The organism is Vibrio atlanticus (assembly GCF_024347315.1).
Taxonomy (GTDB): domain Bacteria; phylum Pseudomonadota; class Gammaproteobacteria; order Enterobacterales; family Vibrionaceae; genus Vibrio; species Vibrio atlanticus.
In genome coordinates this window covers 698,814-715,564 of the sequence record NZ_AP025460.1, presented here as the reverse complement: position 1 = coordinate 715,564, position 16,751 = coordinate 698,814, and the positions used below count along the sequence as shown (strand labels likewise).

The following is a 16,751-nucleotide window of genomic DNA, read 5'->3' as shown; positions in this document are numbered from 1 at the left end:
TCCGTCGCTTTCGGGAATGACGGGCTTTAACCACCTAATACTCGCACCTTCTCCGACCGCCAGCTAACGCTACCCGTTACCTTTCCTGCCTTCCAACTAACACTACTTGTTCGTCATTCCAGAACCGAGAAACGAGGTATCTGAAATCTCCAATAACAAAAACAGATTCCCGACGGCACTCCTTCGTCGCTTTGGGAATGACGTAAATAATCACCAACAGCTCAACAATATTTACTAGGAGGTTGTGACTCCAAAACTCCCCGTCATTCCAGAACTGAGGGACGAAGTATCTGGAATCTCGCTTTCACTACACCTCTTTTTCCATAATCCATCAGAAACGAAAAAGGCTTCACCGAAGTGAAGCCTTTATTGATATTTGCTGTTGTCTGCTTATTCAGCTGGACGCGGGCAAATTTCAGATTCAGGGAAGAAGAATTCGATTTCGCGAGCCGCAGATTCAGGGCTATCGCTGCCGTGTACTGAGTTGTAACGCATGCTGATTGCGTAGTCAGCACGGATAGTGCCGCATGCTGCTTCTTCTGGGTTTGTTTTGCCCATCAATTCACGGTAACGAGCAATCGCGTTTTCGCCTTCAAGTACTTGAACCATGATAGGACCAGAAGTCATAAACTCTTTAAGAGCCGGAAAGAATTCTTTGCCTTCGTGTTCTGCGTAGAAGCCACTTGCTTGTTCTTCAGTAAGACGAACCATTTTAGCAGCAATAATTTCTAGGCCTGCCTTTTCGATGCGGTGGTAGATTTCACCGACAAGGTTACGCTTAACTGCATCCGGCTTAACAATTGAGAACGTTCTTTCTAGAGCCATAGGGATTCCTTCACTTCATTTTTTTGTTATTAAATACTGAAATTACTAAGATCATTCGATCTGAGTTTATGAATAAGCGGTATCGAAATACCGCTCACTCTTATTATTATTTTGCTTGGTCGATAAGAAGACGAGCCAGTGTACGAACACCCATACCAGTCGCGCCTGCAGCCCACTTATCACTTGATGACTTGCGGTAAGTACCCGCGCAATCCATGTGAATCCAACCTTTTTTGTAGTCATCTACAAAGTAAGAAAGGAACGCGGCAGCTGTACTTGCACCCGGAGTGTAATCACCAGAGCTGATGTTTGAAAGATCAGCAAAGTTTGAAGGCAACATACCACGGTGGAAATCAGCAAGCGGCAATGGCCATAGACCTTCTTTCTCTTGGTTCGCAGCCGTTAGTGCTTGATGAGACAACTCATCATCAAAGCTCAATAATGCGTGGTAGTCGTTACCTAATGCATTTTTAGCCGCGCCGGTTAGCGTTGCACAGTCGATGATCAACTCTGGATTCTGAGCGCTTGCGAACATCAGGCCATCAGCTAAAACTAAACGACCTTCCGCATCGGTATTCATGATCTCGACAGTCTTACCATTTTTGTAAGTAATGATGTCGCCAAGCTTCAATGCACGACCAGAGATCATATTCTCTGCACAACATAAGATAAGCTTAATGCGCTTGTTCAGGCCACGTTCAATCGCTAGACCTAAACCACCGGTAATAGTCGCTGCGCCACCCATGTCAGCCTTCATTGCTGTCATGAATTGACCTGGCTTAATGCTGTAACCGCCTGAGTCGAAAGTGATACCTTTACCCACAAGACAAGCAAACACGGGGGCGTTTTCATCGCCGGTTGGGTTGAAGTCCAGTTGAAGCATTGCAGAAGTACGCTCAGAGCCTCGGCCTACCGCATAGATGCCTTCCCAACCTTCAGTTAGGAGATCTTTGTCTTTAACGATTTTCGCTTTAACAGTGCCTGCTGGTGCCACTGACTTGATGTATTCAGCTGCCATTGTCGCTAATTGACGAGGGGCAACTTCTTCAGCCGTTTTGTTGATGATGTCACGAGTCCAATCTGTCGCGCGGATACGAGCTTCCAATTCAACCTGATCAGCTTCAGCTAGAGCATCCCATTCCAATGCATTCTTTTTCTTTGGTCCACGGTAGCCTTGGTAAAAAGCCCAAACACTTTCTAGATCCCAGCCTTTACCGCTAAGTGCAACCAATGCGATACCTTGTCCGTCAAGCGTACGACCCGCACGTTGAACCGCGCCTAGATCGTGGCCTTCACCAATGTGAATTGTCGCTCCCGCTTCTGAGAACGATAAAATAGCTCTTGCTCCCCACTGAGGCTGGGCAGCTTCTTGACTTAAAAATACTGACATCTGTGTAGACATGATTTCTCCTTGTCATGAACCACTTTGAGTATGTGATTCTGATTGTTTTTTATTAGCGCACTGATGTTAGCATTATGTAGGAGGAAAATGTCATTTTGATAAAAAAACGGACCATAAGGTCCGCTTTTTTTAGTAAGAATTGTTAACTTGGCTGCGTTTTACATTGGACTGATACCAACCCGCGACCAAGTGATTAGACAAGAGGATTAATCCATCTCATCCATCCAGCACAATATAATGGCCTCTAGAATTTTCTCATTCGAGTGATTCGGCTCATCATCAAAATCTTCAAGATCTAGCACCCATTGATGCAAGTCCGTGAAGCGTACTGTTTTAGGATCGGTATCTGGGTATAAATCACATAGTTCAATCGCAATATCTCGCGAATCAATCCATTTCAAACTCATAACATTTCCTTATCTTTATCAGCGACGATTTGTCATCTTAGTGACTTATATTCTATGCCAGCTTTACTAACAGTTTAGTCGAGCTTATTTCTTAATGCTCTTCAGAAGCTAAGTTCAACGTGTACTTTGGAATCTCTACAACAAGATCCGAATCAGCTACTTTAGCTTGGCAACCAAGGCGAGATTCCATCTCTAAACCCCATGCTTTATCTAGCATGTCGTCTTCTAGGTCATCACTCTCTTCTAAAGAGTCGAAACCTTCACGAATCACGACGTGACATGTAGTACATGCACACGACTTCTCACATGCGTGTTCAATACCAATACCGGCCTTCAATGCAACATCAAGAACCGTCTCACCAGTTTTTGCTTCTAAAACAGCGCCTTCTGGACATAGATCTTCGTGAGGTAAAACAATAATCTTTGGCATGTTTATCTATTCTCTAACTATTAAATATTATCGACTGACTGACCTGACAGTGCAGCTCGAATTGATTTATCCATACGACGAGAAGCAAAGTCTTGGCTCGCTTTGTCGGTATTCTTAATTTCTAGTTCGATGGCATCAGCGCTTTCGCCATTGCGCACTTCAATCAGTGCTTCAATAGCTTGTAGAAGATGCTGCTTTTCTTGCTCATCAAGCAGCTCATCGCCATCAGCTTGCATTGCTGCAATAAGGCCTTCGATAACACGATCTGCTTCTACACGTTGCTCAGCTAGAGCACGCGCTTGCATGTCTTCTTTAGCAAACGTCATCGAATCTTTCAGCATGCTCGCCACTTCATTATCGCTTAAGCCGTAAGACGGTTTAACCTGAATTTCAGCTTGAACACCTGTGCTCTTCTCCATAGCAGTAACCGATAGCAGGCCATCCGCATCTACTTGGTAAGTGACACGAATATGCGCCGCACCAGCCGCCATTGGTGGAATACCTTTTAGAGCAAAACGAGCCAATGAACGACAGTCATCAACCATCTCACGTTCGCCTTGCACGGTGTGCACTGTCATTGCAGTTTGACCGTCTTTGAACGTGGTAAATTCTTGTGCGCGAGCAACAGGGATCGTGGTATTGCGTGGAATGATCTTTTCGACCAAGCCACCCATGGTTTCGATACCTAGGGAAAGAGGAATAACATCAAGCAGCAGCATTTCAGAGTCAGGCTTGTTGCCGACTAAGATATCCGCTTGGATAGAAGCGCCAATCGCAACCACTTCATCTGGGTTAATGCTGGTTAATGGCGTACGACCAAAGAAGTCACCCACCATGTCACGTACAAGCAATGTACGAGTTGAACCGCCGACCATCACGACTTCTAAAACATCATCCGCGTCAACTTCGGCATCTTTCAATGCACGACGGCACGAAAGCAGTGTTTTCTTAACCAGTGGCTTGATGATGTCTTCAAACTCTTCACGAGTTAATGAACCAGCCCAACCCAACACTTCAACATTAACGCTTTCAGCTTCAGATAAGCCAATCTTCGCTTCTGTTGCTGCATCTAGAAGAATACGATTCTGTTCTGCAGTTAGCTCTGATAAGCCCATTTGCTCTTGGAAGTGCTCTGCGATCAAGTGGTCAAAGTCGTCTCCGCCTAATGCAGAGTCGCCACCCGTTGCTAATACTTCAAAAACACCTTTAGACAGGCGTAAGATAGAGATATCAAACGTGCCACCGCCAAGGTCATAAACCGCAATCACCCCTTCTTTACCTGAATCCAGACCGTAAGCAATCGCTGCCGCAGTAGGTTCATTAAGAAGACGTAACACGTGAAGACCAGCAAGTTGAGCCGCGTCTTTCGTACCAGCACGCTGTGCATCATCAAAATACGCAGGAACCGTAATTACGGCGCCAGATAACTCACCGCCTAGCGTAGACTCAGCACGTTGGCCAAGCGCTCGTAGAATATCAGCAGAAACCTGGATTGGGTTCTTGTTGCCTTGTTCTGTACGGATCACAGGTAAACCATTATCACTTTCTTCAAACTGATATGGCAGAGACGGGTATCGCTGTTGAATATCTGACAGTGAACGACCGATTAATCGCTTAACTGAGATAATGGTATTTTTAGGGTCAGTCTGCGCGTTAGCACGAGCTTCATCGCCAGTCGTATAAGATTCCGACTGGTAATGAACAACGGAAGGTAAAATGCTTCGACCTTGTTGATCAACGAGTGTACTTGCCTCGCCACTGCGTACTGCAGCAACCAACGAGTTTGTTGTACCTAAATCAATACCCACAGCAAGCTTGTGCTGGTGAGGAGCGGCGCTTTGCCCTGGTTCTGCAATCTGAAGTAGTGCCATGGATGTGTCCTTGTTATACAAACTAGCCGATCAAACGATCTTCAACTAATTCGATTTCATTCTTTAATTTTGCAATAAACTTAAGCTTTCTTACTCGGTCTGCAGCTTCTAGCCAAGCTTCGCTTTCAAGTTCTTGTTGGATAGCGCTTAATTGTTGTTTATACATTTTGCTAACCTTGCCTTCAAATGCAAATAGCGCATCTTCGGGATCTGAACTGTCTGCGATATCTTCCAGCTCTTCACGCAGTTCCATTTGCTCCATCAGGAACATCGGATCTTGCATGGTTTGTTGTTCGCCACGAATGTCTTCACCGTGTTGAACTAGCAGGTATTCTGCTCGGCTGATTGGATTCTTCAATACCTGGTACGCATCGTTGATTTGTGCCGCTTTTTGCACGGCTAATAAGCGGTCACGCTCAGAAGCTATCGCAAATTTATCAGGATGGAATTGGCGTTGCAGATCTCTAAACTGAGAAGAAAGAAGGCTACCATCCAGTTGAAACTGAAGTGGTAGCCCAAATAATTCGAAATGATTCATGTAAAGGTGGTCCTAAGTTTAGGCTCTTTGTTCAGAGCCTAATTTTATTCTTCGCTTACAACGCTTAACGATTCAAGCGTTTAAACATTGAAGCTCTCACCACAACCACATTCGCCTTTCGCGTTCGGGTTGTTGAATTCAAAACCTTCGTTTAGGCCTTCTTTTACATAATCAAGCTCAGTACCATCAAGGTATACTAGGCTCTTTGGATCAATGATGACCTTAACACCTGAATGCTCAAACACTTCGTCTTCTTCGTTAAGCTCGTCAACGAATTCCAGTACATACGCCATACCCGAACAGCCAGTAGTTTTTACTGCTAAGCGTAACCCGAGACCTTTACCACGGTTATCTAGGAAAGCTTGAACTCGGCTTGCTGCCGTATCTGTCATGGTGATGGCCATACTACAACCTTGTGTTTTATATAAATTGAGAACTCAGGGGGAGCACAAAGGATGCTCCCAAATATTACTTTTTTGTCGACGTAATTACGTTATTGAAGCGATTAGTGCTTCTTTTTGTAATCCGCAACAGCTGCTTTGATTGCATCTTCAGCAAGAATTGAACAGTGAACTTTCACTGGTGGCAACTCAAGCTCTTCTGCGATTTCAGAGTTTTTAATAGCAGCTGCTTCATCAATACTTTTACCTTTAACCCACTCTGTAACTAGTGAGCTAGAAGCGATTGCGCTACCGCAACCGTAAGTCTTGAATTTTGCGTCTTCAATAATACCTTCTGCAGATACTTTAATTTGCAGTTTCATTACGTCACCACAAGCCGGTGCGCCAACCATGCCGCTACCTACACTTGGGTCTTCTTTATCAAACGAACCTACATTACGTGGGTTTTCGTAGTGATCAATTACTTTTTCGCTATATGCCATGATAGTTACCTCGAATCCTCTATTTCCGTGAGATTAGTGATGAGCCCACTCAACAGTGTTCAAATCAATCCCTTCTTTATACATATCCCATAGAGGAGACATGTCGCGTAATTTGTTTACCGCTACACGGATTTGTGCAATCGCGTAGTCGATTTCTTCTTCCGTTGTGAAACGGCCGAATGAGAAACGTACTGAGCTGTGTGCCAGTTCATCGTTTAGACCAAGAGCACGTAGAACGTATGAAGGCTCTAGGCTTGCTGATGTACATGCAGAACCTGATGATACCGCTAGGTCTTTTAGAGACATAAGCAGAGACTCACCTTCAACGAAAGCGAAGCTCACGTTTAGGTTGTGTGGTACACGTTGGTCTAAGTCGCCGTTTACGGTTACTGCTTCTAGATCTTGAACACCTTTCAATAGGCGCTCACGAAGTGCTAGTGCGTGATCGTAATCTTTCTGCATGTCTTGCTTAGCGATAGCAAACGCTTCGCCCATACCCACGATTTGGTGAGTAGCAAGCGTACCAGAACGGAAACCACGTTCATGACCGCCACCGTGCATTTGCGCTTCAAGGCGAATACGTGGCTTACGACGGACGTACAAAGCGCCGATGCCTTTAGGGCCGTATGCTTTGTGTGCAGACATAGAGATAAGATCAACTTTCATCTCTTTTACGTCTAGTGGGATTTTACCCGCAGACTGCGCTGCATCAACGTGGAAGATGATCTTGCGTGCACGACATAATTCGCCGATTGCACCGATATCTTGGATTACACCAATCTCGTTGTTTACATGCATGATAGAAACTAGAACAGTATCTTCACGCATTGCAGCTTGTAGCTTGTCTAGATCAATGATGCCGTTTGCTTCTGGCTCAAGGTATGTCACCTCAAAACCTTCACGCTCTAATTGGCGACATGGATCAAGAACCGCTTTGTGTTCTGTTTTGCACGTGATTACGTGCTTACCTTTCTTCTCGTAAAAGTGCGCAGCACCTTTGATAGCAAGGTTATCTGACTCTGTAGCACCTGACGTGAAAACAATCTCACGTGGGTCTGCATTTAGTAGATCGGCAATTTGCTCACGAGCATTATCTACTGATTCTTCTGCCTGCCAGCCGTAACGGTGTGAACGAGATGCAGGGTTACCGAAGTTACCGTCCATCGTCATGCACTGAACCATTTTTTCAGCAACACGTGGATCGACTGGGCATGTAGCTGAATAGTCAAAGTAAATAGGCAGTTTCATTTTCTACTCCAATGTAAAAACTGACCGCTAAGAGCGGGCATTAACACCGTGAGGTGCTGCACTAATCGTTGTAGTGCTCGTATTTTTATGTGCAAAACCATTATTAACCGCAAGATCGATATCTTGACGATCAGAAATCTCTAAAACTTCATTATCTTTCATTAGCTCACCGAGCGTAATGTCGTTTAAGAAGCTGCTGATTCGGGAGCTTAAATCACGCCATAAAGTGTGAGTTAAACAACGAGTACCACCTTGGCAATCTGCTCGACCGTGACACTTAGTTGCATCGACTGATTCGTCAACTGCAGCAATTACAGTTCCGACAGCGATGTCGCTCGCTTCAGCACCTAAACGGTAACCACCGCCAGGACCACGAACACTAGCAACCAAGCCAGCTTTACGTAACTTAGAAAAAAGTTGTTCTAAGTAAGATAACGAGATGCCTTGTCGCTCTGAAATATCAGCCAGAGGAACTGGGCTTTTTTGCGAATGCAGTGCTACATCTAGCATAGCTGTTACCGCATATCTTCCTTTAGATGTAAGTTTCATATCACACCGTATCCACATTGTTTATGTGGTTGGAATCTTCCCATACCCGACTAAATTGGTCAAGTATTTAGTTGACTATTTTAGTCAGGTATTCACCCTTAGGGTTTGTATGGGCTTTATTTGTCGTTTTTGCTCTTCTCAATTGAAGTCAAAATGCCGCGTAGAGTGTTGATCTCTTGCAGCTCTGGACGAGCTCGACTGAACAAACGACGTAGCTTATTCATCACCTGACCCGGCTTATCCTTAGAGATAAATTGGGTATCAATGATCACTTTTTCAAGGTGCTCATAGAACATTTCTAGTTCTTCGTGACGAGGGTACTCATCTTGTTGCTGCGGCTGGTACTGGCTCGCCACCATATCAAGGTGTGCTACACGCACTTCATAGCTAAGAGTCTGTACTGCCATTGCTAGGTTTAGTGAGCTGTATTCTGGGTTTGCAGGAATACATACATGGAAATGACACTTCTGAAGCTCATCATTGGTTAAGCCAGTACGCTCACGGCCGAACACTAACGCTACAGGGTGCTTTTGACCTTCAACTGCAAATTTTTGTCCACATTCACGCGGCTCAAGCATTGGCCATTCAAGCGTACGAGAGCGTGCACTAGAACCAACCACCAAACCACAGTCTTTTACTGCTTCATCCAGTGTAGAAACGATGGTCGCGTTTTCCGCGATGTCACCTGCACCCGCAGCCAGTGCTAAGGTCTGCTCGTCAACTTCACATTGAGGGTCTACAAGAACTAACTGACTCAAACCCATCACTTTCATTGCGCGAGCTGCTGATCCGATATTTCCCGAATGAGACGTACCAACCAGAACGACTTTTACATTGTCTAACATGCTATATGACACCACTTTAAAAATAATCGCGAGATATTAACACATAGCTAAGTAAAATGGTCAGACCCTTCTCGGAATGTGAAATCAAGAGTTCAAAAAATAACCACTTCCCTTTTGGGGAAACTTTGGTATACTCGCCGCCGCTTTAAACTGTTCTTTAACATCTTGTGAGAAAAACCATATGCATCCAATGCTAAACATTGCGATACGCGCTGCGCGTAAAGCTGGCAACCATATTGCTAAATCTCTAGAAACAACTGATAAGATCGAATCGTCTCTAAAAGGTAACAACGATTACGTTACTAACATTGCTCAAGAAGCTGAGTACATGATCATTGAGACAATCAAATCATCTTACCCAGAGCACAGCATTATTTCTGAAGAGTCAGGCCTAACTGAAGGTAAAGATTCTGACGTACAATGGATCGTTGACCCACTAGATGGCACCAACAACTTTGTAAAAGGTTTCCCTCACTTCTCTGTATCTATCGCTGTTCGCATGAACGGTCGTACAGAAGTTGCTTGTGTTTATGACCCAATGCTAAACGAGCTATTCACAGCTCAACGTGGCGCTGGCGCTCAACTTAACAACGCTCGTATGCGTGTTACTCAACTAAAAGACCTTCAAGGTACTGTTCTAGCGACTGGTTTCCCATTCAAGCAAAAACAACACTCTGAATCTTTCATGAAGATCATCTCTGGTCTATTCGTTGATTGTGCTGATTTCCGTCGTACTGGTTCTCCAGCTCTTGACCTATGTTACCTAGCAGCTGGCCGTGTTGACGGTTACCTAGAACTAGGCCTTAAGCCATGGGATCTAGCAGCTGGCGATCTAATCGCTCGTGAAGCGGGTGCTATCATGACTGACTTTGCTGGCGGCACTGATTACATGACGTCTGGTAATGTTGTTGCTTCAAGCGCGCGTGGTGTTAAGTCTATTCTTAAGCACGTTCGTGAGAACTCTAACGAAGGTATGCTGAAGTAATTCAGACCTTGCGTTAATGCTCTTTAGTTAGAGCAGAAGATTTTCAAAGCCTCGCTATTGCGAGGCTTTTTTGTATCCGCGATACGAGATTCGACCAAAATGTCGGTTAGTTACAGTGAGCACAAATCACTGCTCTGTAAGCTGTATTTAGATCGCCACTAGATAGTGACTTAGCTACTTTGGCACTTGGTATTGGTATTGGTATTGGTATTGGTAAATACGGCAATGTTCAGTCGGATACAAAAGCTAACCCACAATATACAGACATAAAAAAACCGCTAGTTGCCCAGCGGTTTTTTTGGTTTAGCGAAAGTTGTTAAGCCGCGGCCTAAGGCATTTCGTCAAACTCTTCACCTTCTTTATCCACTTGTGGTGGCATTAGGTGTTCACGCGTAATACCCAACTTCATAGCTAGTGCAGATGCAACGTAGATAGAAGAGTAAGTACCAACGGTAATACCCAGTAGAAGTGCAGTCGCAAAGCCGTGAATCATAGCACCACCCTGAACGAACAGTGCGATAACTACGAATAACGTTGTACCAGAAGTAATCAATGTACGGCTCAATGTTTGTGTGATTGAGCTGTTCAGTACTTCAGGTGCTTCACCCTTACGCATCTTGCGGAAGTTCTCACGAATACGGTCAAATACGACTATGGTATCGTTGAGGGAGTAACCGACTACCGTTAGCAAGGCTGCCACGATAGTAAGGTCGACCTCAATTTGCATTAGAGAGAACACGCCTAGTGTGATGATAACGTCGTGCGCTAGAGCTAATACAGCACCTGCAGCTAATCGCCATTCAAATCGTACGGATACGTAGATCAAGATACAGATCAGAGAAACTAAGATCGCAAGACCACCAGCTTCTGTTAGTTCATCACCCACGTTTGGACCAACGAACTCGATACGACGCATCTCAACTTGCTCACCAGTACCATCTTTAATTGCAGACAGGATTTGGTTACCAAGCGTTTCGCCCGCAACACCATCACGTGGACGTAGACGAACCATTACCTCACGCGCAGAACCAAAGTTCTGAACCGTAGCATCACCAAAGCCTTCAGCTTCTAGTGCGCTTCGAATGTCAGGTAGGTTTGCTGGCTCCTCAAAGCCCACTTCAATCAGAGTACCGCCGGTAAAATCTAGACCCCAATTCAACGATTTCGTTGTTAGGGTGAAGATAGCAGTACCAATCATCAAGATTGAGAACAAAAAGGCAACCTTTGACCAACGCATGAAGTCGATCATTTTGTCTGCTTTTAGAATCTGAAACATATTAATTCCTAGCCTTAGATCGACAGTTTCTTAACGCGTTTGCCGCCATACATCAGGTTCACGATACAACGTGTTCCGATAATAGCTGTAAACATTGAAGTCAAGATACCAATTGATAACGTTACCGCGAAGCCTTTAATCGCACCTGTACCGACAGCAAATAGAATGATTGCTGTTAATAGTGTGGTGATGTTGGCATCGGCGATTGTACTAAATGCGTTTGCATAACCTTGGTGAATCGCTTGTTGTGGACTGCGTCCATCTCGAAGTTCTTCACGTATACGCTCAAAGATAAGAACGTTGGCATCGACTGCCATACCGACCGTCAATACGATACCGGCAATACCTGGTAGCGTCATTGTCGCGCCCGGGATCATCGACATCACACCAATAATCAACACTAAGTTAGCCATCAGAGCGACGTTCGCAATCAAACCGAAAGTACGGTAGTAAAGCAGTGTAAACAGCATTACTGCAGCCATACCCCAAACCATCGCCATGATACCCATATCGATGTTTTGTTGACCCATAGATGGACCAATCGTACGTTCTTCTACAATCGAGATAGGCGCAATCAATGCACCTGCACGTAGTAGAAGTGCCAAGTTATGAGCTTCAGCCGTTGAGTCGATACCTGTAATACGGAAGTTACGACCAAGCGCAGATTGAATCGTCGCTTGGTTAATCACTTCTTCGTGCTTACTTAGGATCACTCGGCCTTCAGGTGTTTTACGACCGCTGTCTTTATACTCTGCAAATACGGTTGCCATTAGCTTACCGATATTTTGACGAGAGAATGTAGACATCTTGCTACCACCTTCGCTGTCTAGCGAGATGTTAACTTGTGGGCGACCATATTCATCAACACTTGAGCTTGCATCTGTAATGCTAGAACCGCCTAAGATAACGCGTTTCTTAAGTACTACAGGACGACCATCACGGTCTTGCTTAATTTCACTACCAGCAGGAGCACGGCCAGAAGCTGCAGCGGCCAAATCGGCACTGCTGTCCACTTCACGGAATTCAAGAGTCGCGGTTGCGCCTAAAATTTCTTTAGCACGAGCCGTGTCTTGAACACCTGGCAATTCCACTACGATACGGCTAGCACCTTGACGTTGAACCAAAGGTTCAGCAACACCAAGTTCGTTAACACGGTTACGTAGAATAGTAATGTTTTGCTCTACCGCATAATTGCGGATTTCTTGAAGACGAGTTTCAGTGAAGCTAGCAATCAAAGAGAAACGACCGTTAGATTCTGAATCTACGAACGTCATATCTTGGTGCTTAGATTGCAGAAGCGATTTCGCTTCAGCAAGCTGCTCTTCGTTACGCAGAATCACTTCAACCGCATCTTTACCCGATGGGCGAATAGCACGGTAGCGGATTTTCTCTTCACGAAGTTCACTGCGGAACGCTTCTTCTTGTTGGCCAACCAGTTTTTGCATCGCAGCGTCCATATCCACTTCCATTAAGAAGTGAACACCACCACGTAGATCAAGACCCAGTTTCATTGGTGCAGCACCAATAGATTCAAGCCAATCAGGAGTTGAAGCCGCTAGGTTTAAAGCTACGATAACGTCATCACCTAGTGCTTCTGTGATGATATCACGGGCACTGATTTGCGTATCTGTATCGTTAAATCGAACAAGAATGGAACCGTTTTCGAGAGCAACGGATTTAGTAGAAAGGTTTTCTGCTTCAAGAACATTGGTGACAGCATCCAGCGTAGACAGATCTACAGAGGCGCCACGCGCCCCTGTAACTTGAACTGCCGGATCTTCACCGTATATATTTGGAAGTGCGTACAACGCAGCGATAGCGATGGCAAACATCACCATCAAATACTTCCATAACGGATAACGGTTTAGCACAGCGAGGATCCTCTAGCTGTTTATAGTGATTTCAGAGTACCTTTTGGTAGCACTGCTGTAACGAAGTCCTTCTTGATAACAACTTCGTTGTTTGCGTTCAGTTCGATAGCAACGTAGTCGCTGTCTTCAGCAATCTTAGTGATCTTGCCGATTAGGCCGCCGCTTGTAAGAACTTCATCGCCTTTGCCCATAGAAGACATAAGGCTCTTGTGCTCTTTAACACGCTTAGCTTGTGGACGGTAGATCATGAAGTAGAAGATCACAGCGAACATACCTAGCATGATAAGCATTTCGAAACCGCCGCCTGCTGGTGCACCTTCTGCTGCTGCGTGAGCTTGAGAAATAAACATTTAAAACATCCTCTATTATATTTTCGTAATTGTTTGTCTAATTGGGTCGCATCCCTTTATTTTCAAGCCCCATCCCTCGGAAGAGAGATAGGGCTCGCAAAAAAGAAATACTAAGATTCTTTACCTAGTGGTGGCACTTCACGCCCCATTCTTGCGTAGAACTCTGCAACGAACTCTTCAAAGCGATCTTCATCGATAGACTGACGAATGTCTGACATTACTCGTTGATAGAAACGCAGGTTGTGAATCGTGTTCAGTCGAGCACCTAGGATTTCGTTACAACGATCCAAATGGTGTAAGTACGACTTACTGTAGTTCTTACAAGTGTAACAGTCACACTCTGAATCTAGTGGTGTTGTATCGGTTTTATGCTTCGCATTACGGATCTTGATCACACCTTCAGTCACAAACAAGTGGCCGTTACGTGCATTTCGCGTTGGCATAACACAGTCAAACATGTCGATACCACGGCGAACACCTTCAACTAAGTCTTCAGGTTTGCCTACGCCCATCAGGTAACGTGGCTTGTCTTCAGGCAGTTGAGGACATGTGTGCTCAAGAATACGGTGCATGTCTTCTTTTGGTTCGCCTACTGCTAGGCCGCCAACAGCGTAACCATCAAAACCAATTTCTGTTAGGCCTTTAACGGATACATCACGAAGATCTTCGTATACACCACCTTGAACGATACCGAATAGAGAGTTCGGGTTTTCTTGCTTGTCAAAGTGATTGCGTGAACGCTGAGCCCAACGAAGAGACATCTCCATTGAGTCTTTAGCTTCTTTGTGCGTTGCTGGATAAGGCGTACATTCGTCAAAGATCATTACGATGTCTGAGCCTAGATCCTTTTGGATTTCCATCGACTTCTCAGCGTCCATGAAAATCTTGTCACCGTTTACAGGGTTACGGAAATGAACACCTTCTTCAGTGATTTTACGCGTTGCTCCTAGGCTGAATACTTGGAAGCCACCTGAATCAGTCAAGATAGGACCTTTCCAGTTCATGAAATCGTGCAAATCACCGTGCAGTTTCATGATTTCTTGACCAGGACGTAGCCATAGGTGGAATGTATTACCTAATAGGATTTCAGCACCTGTGTCTTTTACTTCTTCAGGTGTCATGCCTTTAACCGTACCGTAAGTACCTACAGGCATGAATGCTGGGGTTTCAACGGTACCGCGTTCAAACTGAAGTTGACCACGACGTGCGCCGCTATTAGTTTTTTTAAGTTCGTATTTTAATTTCACGAAGCCTCCAATATGCCAGAGAAACAATCTGACTGTTAATTCAGAACCTTAGGCCGAACAAAAGTTCAGTCTAGTGGGTTCTATGAGGAGCGGTCGCGTATTCCTTGCGAGAGATTAGACAGACACCCTGCCCGACTCCTAGCCTACTGCTAGCACCCGTAAATTCTGCTTATATCGTTTACAACCAGCTAAAATTAGCTCGTTTTCTTATTGATGAACATCGCATCACCGTAGCTGAAGAAACGGTATTCGCTCTTCACTGCGTGATCGTATGCGCCCATCACATTGTCATAACCAGCAAATGCACTCACCAACATAATCAGCGTTGATTCTGGTAAGTGGAAGTTGGTAATCAAGCAATCCACCAGCTGATATTCATAACCAGGGAAGATGAAGATTTCTGTGTCACCAAAGAAAGGAACTAACTCAGTGCCATTTTTCACTGCATCTTGAGCCGCACTTTCTAGTGAACGCACAGAGGTTGTACCAACGGCAATGATGCGTCCGCCACGTGCTTTTGCAGCAGCTACGGCATCCACCACTTCTTGCGGTACTTCAACGTACTCAGCATGCATGTGGTGGTCATTGATATTATCGACTTTTACTGGCTGGAACGTACCAGCACCAACGTGAAGTGTCACGTAAGCAAACTCAACACCTTTTTCTTTCATGTCAGCCATTAGCTTATCATCAAAGTGAAGGCCTGCTGTTGGCGCAGCAACCGCACCCGGCTTTTCATTATAGACAGTTTGGTAGCGCTCTTTATCGGCATCTTCATCTGGACGATCGATGTAAGGAGGCAGTGGCATGTGACCAACACTGTTAAGAATCTCTAAAACGCTTTGATCGGATGTGAAATGGATTTCAAATAGCGCATCGTGACGTGCCACCATTTCAGCTTCATACTCATCGTTCTCACCAAGGAACAATTTGGTACCCGGTTTCGGTGATTTAGAACAACGAACATGCGCAAGAATGCTTTTCTCATCAAGCATACGTTCAACCAAGACTTCAAGCTTACCGCCTGATGCCTTGCGACCGAATACACGAGCAGGAATCACGCGAGTGTTATTAAAAACAACAAGATCGCCTGGCTCAACCAAGTCTAAAACGTCCTTAAACGAACCATCAGCTAGGTTGCCATTGTTGCCATCTAATTTAAGTAGGCGGCTTGCTGTGCGCTCCTCTTGAGGGTAGCGAGCAATGAGTTCATCTGGTAGGTCAAAGTGAAAATCTGAAACTTGCATGTGTCGAGTCTTGTCTTAGTTGATGATATTTGTGCCGTTGACGAATAATAAGTCGAAGTTGCCGAACAATCGTTTCGGTAAGTAAATCGTTACCAGAAACACATCGTAAACATGACTAAAAATTTCGCAGTGGGCTAGTATAGGCACACGAGCCGCAATAGCAAGGTTTACAGCATTGGATTATTGTAAAGAGTCGTAAAATAATACGACCATTCCCCCTCATAAAAAAAACAAAATTAGTTGCATGAAACTCACCCAAAAATGCGTTAGATCTCAGTTATTTTTTGGATAAAAAACTATAGTAATAGCAACAAATAAAAAAGAAGGAGGTCCGTATGATCAAGGTTGAAGATATGATGACTCGCAACCCTCATACCCTATTGCGCTCACACTCACTGGCCGATGCAAAGCACATGATGGAAGCGCTTGATATCCGCCATATTCCGGTTGTTGATGCCGACAGACAACTACTTGGCGTCGTCACACAGCGAGACGTTCTTGCCGCTCAAGAATCTAGCCTACAAAACATCCCACAAGCTCAATCCTATACTCTTGCAACACCACTCAATGACATCATGCACAAGAGTGTTATGTCTGTAGAGCCGCGCGCAGGACTAAAAGAGTCTGCTGTTTATATGCAGAAACACAAAGTGGGCTGTTTACCTGTCGTAGAGAACCACGAACTCGTGGGCATCATTACAGACAGCGATTTCGTTACGATAGCCATTAACCTGCTAGAGCTACAAGAAGAAGCGGAACCGGAAGAGGTAAATTAAC

18 protein-coding genes are annotated in these 16,751 nt (G+C 44.9%); 2 read left to right on the top strand and 16 right to left on the bottom strand.

Annotated features, from left to right (window positions below):
- Positions 1 to 390: 390 nt before the first annotated feature.
- From ndk to trmJ, 11 genes are all read right to left on the bottom strand, one after another.
- Positions 391 to 825 carry a nucleoside-diphosphate kinase gene (gene ndk / locus OCV30_RS03305; protein ID WP_010440533.1) on the bottom strand — a complete coding sequence of 145 codons (435 nt, stop codon included), beginning with the start codon at positions 823 to 825 and terminating at the stop codon, positions 391 to 393.
- Positions 826 to 931: 106 nt separating this feature from the next.
- Positions 932 to 2,227 (bottom strand): aminopeptidase PepB, encoded by a 1,296-nt coding sequence (gene pepB, locus OCV30_RS03300; protein ID WP_009848290.1) that lies wholly within the window; start codon positions 2,225 to 2,227, stop codon positions 932 to 934.
- Between the two features lie 206 nt (positions 2,228 to 2,433).
- Positions 2,434 to 2,634, bottom strand: a complete 201-nt coding sequence (gene iscX / locus OCV30_RS03295) for a Fe-S cluster assembly protein IscX (RefSeq protein ID WP_004735099.1) — start codon at positions 2,632 to 2,634, stop codon at positions 2,434 to 2,436.
- 91 nt (positions 2,635 to 2,725) lie between these two features.
- On the bottom strand, positions 2,726 to 3,064 hold the full coding sequence (gene fdx / locus OCV30_RS03290; RefSeq protein ID WP_017098073.1) for an ISC system 2Fe-2S type ferredoxin: 339 nt from the start codon (positions 3,062 to 3,064) through the stop codon (positions 2,726 to 2,728).
- A gap of 20 nt (positions 3,065 to 3,084) precedes the next feature.
- Positions 3,085 to 4,935 (bottom strand): Fe-S protein assembly chaperone HscA, encoded by a 1,851-nt coding sequence (gene hscA, locus OCV30_RS03285; RefSeq protein WP_065678451.1) that lies wholly within the window; start codon positions 4,933 to 4,935, stop codon positions 3,085 to 3,087.
- Positions 4,936 to 4,957: 22 nt separating this feature from the next.
- A complete protein-coding gene (gene hscB, locus OCV30_RS03280) occupies positions 4,958 to 5,473 on the bottom strand; it encodes a co-chaperone HscB (RefSeq protein WP_009848288.1) in 516 nt (171 codons plus the stop codon).
- An 80-nt stretch (positions 5,474 to 5,553) separates the two neighbouring features.
- A complete protein-coding gene (gene iscA / locus OCV30_RS03275; RefSeq protein ID WP_004735095.1) occupies positions 5,554 to 5,877 on the bottom strand; it encodes an iron-sulfur cluster assembly protein IscA in 324 nt (107 codons plus the stop codon).
- A gap of 101 nt (positions 5,878 to 5,978) precedes the next feature.
- The gene (gene iscU / locus OCV30_RS03270; protein WP_004735094.1) at positions 5,979 to 6,356 is read right to left on the bottom strand and encodes a Fe-S cluster assembly scaffold IscU; all 378 of its coding nucleotides are present in this window, start codon (positions 6,354 to 6,356) and stop codon (positions 5,979 to 5,981) included.
- Between the two features lie 33 nt (positions 6,357 to 6,389).
- Positions 6,390 to 7,604: an IscS subfamily cysteine desulfurase gene (locus OCV30_RS03265; protein ID WP_009848287.1), complete on the bottom strand. Its 1,215-nt coding sequence runs from the start codon at positions 7,602 to 7,604 to the stop codon at positions 6,390 to 6,392.
- A 27-nt stretch (positions 7,605 to 7,631) separates the two neighbouring features.
- A complete protein-coding gene (gene iscR, locus OCV30_RS03260) occupies positions 7,632 to 8,153 on the bottom strand; it encodes a Fe-S cluster assembly transcriptional regulator IscR (RefSeq protein WP_012603310.1) in 522 nt (173 codons plus the stop codon).
- Between the two features lie 116 nt (positions 8,154 to 8,269).
- On the bottom strand, positions 8,270 to 8,998 hold the full coding sequence (trmJ, locus tag OCV30_RS03255; RefSeq protein WP_004735091.1) for a tRNA (cytosine(32)/uridine(32)-2'-O)-methyltransferase TrmJ: 729 nt from the start codon (positions 8,996 to 8,998) through the stop codon (positions 8,270 to 8,272).
- Between the two features lie 181 nt (positions 8,999 to 9,179).
- Between trmJ and suhB the strand changes: the two genes are divergently transcribed.
- A complete protein-coding gene (gene suhB / locus OCV30_RS03250; RefSeq protein ID WP_009848284.1) occupies positions 9,180 to 9,983 on the top strand; it encodes an inositol-1-monophosphatase in 804 nt (267 codons plus the stop codon).
- Positions 9,984 to 10,311: 328 nt separating this feature from the next.
- Here suhB and secF read toward each other — a convergent pair whose 3' ends face one another.
- The 5 genes from secF to queA form a co-directional block, all read right to left on the bottom strand.
- Positions 10,312 to 11,259: a protein translocase subunit SecF gene (gene secF, locus OCV30_RS03245; protein WP_012603308.1), complete on the bottom strand. Its 948-nt coding sequence runs from the start codon at positions 11,257 to 11,259 to the stop codon at positions 10,312 to 10,314.
- Positions 11,260 to 11,273: 14 nt separating this feature from the next.
- A complete protein-coding gene (gene secD / locus OCV30_RS03240) occupies positions 11,274 to 13,130 on the bottom strand; it encodes a protein translocase subunit SecD (protein ID WP_083994578.1) in 1,857 nt (618 codons plus the stop codon).
- Positions 13,131 to 13,150: 20 nt separating this feature from the next.
- A complete protein-coding gene (yajC, locus tag OCV30_RS03235; RefSeq protein WP_009848281.1) occupies positions 13,151 to 13,480 on the bottom strand; it encodes a preprotein translocase subunit YajC in 330 nt (109 codons plus the stop codon).
- Between the two features lie 110 nt (positions 13,481 to 13,590).
- Complete coding sequence (tgt, locus tag OCV30_RS03230; protein ID WP_065678449.1) at positions 13,591 to 14,727, bottom strand: tRNA guanosine(34) transglycosylase Tgt; 1,137 nt, start codon at positions 14,725 to 14,727, stop codon at positions 13,591 to 13,593.
- A gap of 194 nt (positions 14,728 to 14,921) precedes the next feature.
- Positions 14,922 to 15,974, bottom strand: coding sequence for a tRNA preQ1(34) S-adenosylmethionine ribosyltransferase-isomerase QueA (queA, locus tag OCV30_RS03225; RefSeq protein ID WP_012603307.1), 1,053 nt, complete (start codon positions 15,972 to 15,974; stop codon positions 14,922 to 14,924).
- A gap of 335 nt (positions 15,975 to 16,309) precedes the next feature.
- On the opposite strand from queA, the gene OCV30_RS03220 reads away from it, so the two are divergent.
- A complete protein-coding gene (locus OCV30_RS03220) occupies positions 16,310 to 16,750 on the top strand; it encodes a CBS domain-containing protein (protein WP_017098076.1) in 441 nt (146 codons plus the stop codon).
- Position 16,751: the final 1 nt, after the last annotated feature.

What these genes read in the sequence shown, in the direction of transcription:
- ndk (WP_010440533.1), bottom strand. Translation starts at nt 825, where the DNA reads ATGGCTCTAGAAAGAACGTTCTCAATTGTTAAGCCGGATGCAGTTAAG.
- pepB (WP_009848290.1), bottom strand. Translation starts at nt 2,227, where the DNA reads ATGTCTACACAGATGTCAGTATTTTTAAGTCAAGAAGCTGCCCAGCCT.
- iscX (WP_004735099.1), bottom strand. Translation starts at nt 2,634, where the DNA reads ATGAGTTTGAAATGGATTGATTCGCGAGATATTGCGATTGAACTATGT.
- fdx (WP_017098073.1), bottom strand. Translation starts at nt 3,064, where the DNA reads ATGCCAAAGATTATTGTTTTACCTCACGAAGATCTATGTCCAGAAGGC.
- hscA (WP_065678451.1), bottom strand. Translation starts at nt 4,935, where the DNA reads ATGGCACTACTTCAGATTGCAGAACCAGGGCAAAGCGCCGCTCCTCAC.
- hscB (WP_009848288.1), bottom strand. Translation starts at nt 5,473, where the DNA reads ATGAATCATTTCGAATTATTTGGGCTACCACTTCAGTTTCAACTGGAT.
- iscA (WP_004735095.1), bottom strand. Translation starts at nt 5,877, where the DNA reads ATGGCCATCACCATGACAGATACGGCAGCAAGCCGAGTTCAAGCTTTC.
- iscU (WP_004735094.1), bottom strand. Translation starts at nt 6,356, where the DNA reads ATGGCATATAGCGAAAAAGTAATTGATCACTACGAAAACCCACGTAAT.
- OCV30_RS03265 (WP_009848287.1), bottom strand. Translation starts at nt 7,604, where the DNA reads ATGAAACTGCCTATTTACTTTGACTATTCAGCTACATGCCCAGTCGAT.
- iscR (WP_012603310.1), bottom strand. Translation starts at nt 8,153, where the DNA reads ATGAAACTTACATCTAAAGGAAGATATGCGGTAACAGCTATGCTAGAT.
- trmJ (WP_004735091.1), bottom strand. Translation starts at nt 8,998, where the DNA reads ATGTTAGACAATGTAAAAGTCGTTCTGGTTGGTACGTCTCATTCGGGA.
- suhB (WP_009848284.1), top strand. Translation starts at nt 9,180, where the DNA reads ATGCATCCAATGCTAAACATTGCGATACGCGCTGCGCGTAAAGCTGGC.
- secF (WP_012603308.1), bottom strand. Translation starts at nt 11,259, where the DNA reads ATGTTTCAGATTCTAAAAGCAGACAAAATGATCGACTTCATGCGTTGG.
- yajC (WP_009848281.1), bottom strand. Translation starts at nt 13,480, where the DNA reads ATGTTTATTTCTCAAGCTCACGCAGCAGCAGAAGGTGCACCAGCAGGC.
- queA (WP_012603307.1), bottom strand. Translation starts at nt 15,974, where the DNA reads ATGCAAGTTTCAGATTTTCACTTTGACCTACCAGATGAACTCATTGCT.
- OCV30_RS03220 (WP_017098076.1), top strand. Translation starts at nt 16,310, where the DNA reads ATGATCAAGGTTGAAGATATGATGACTCGCAACCCTCATACCCTATTG.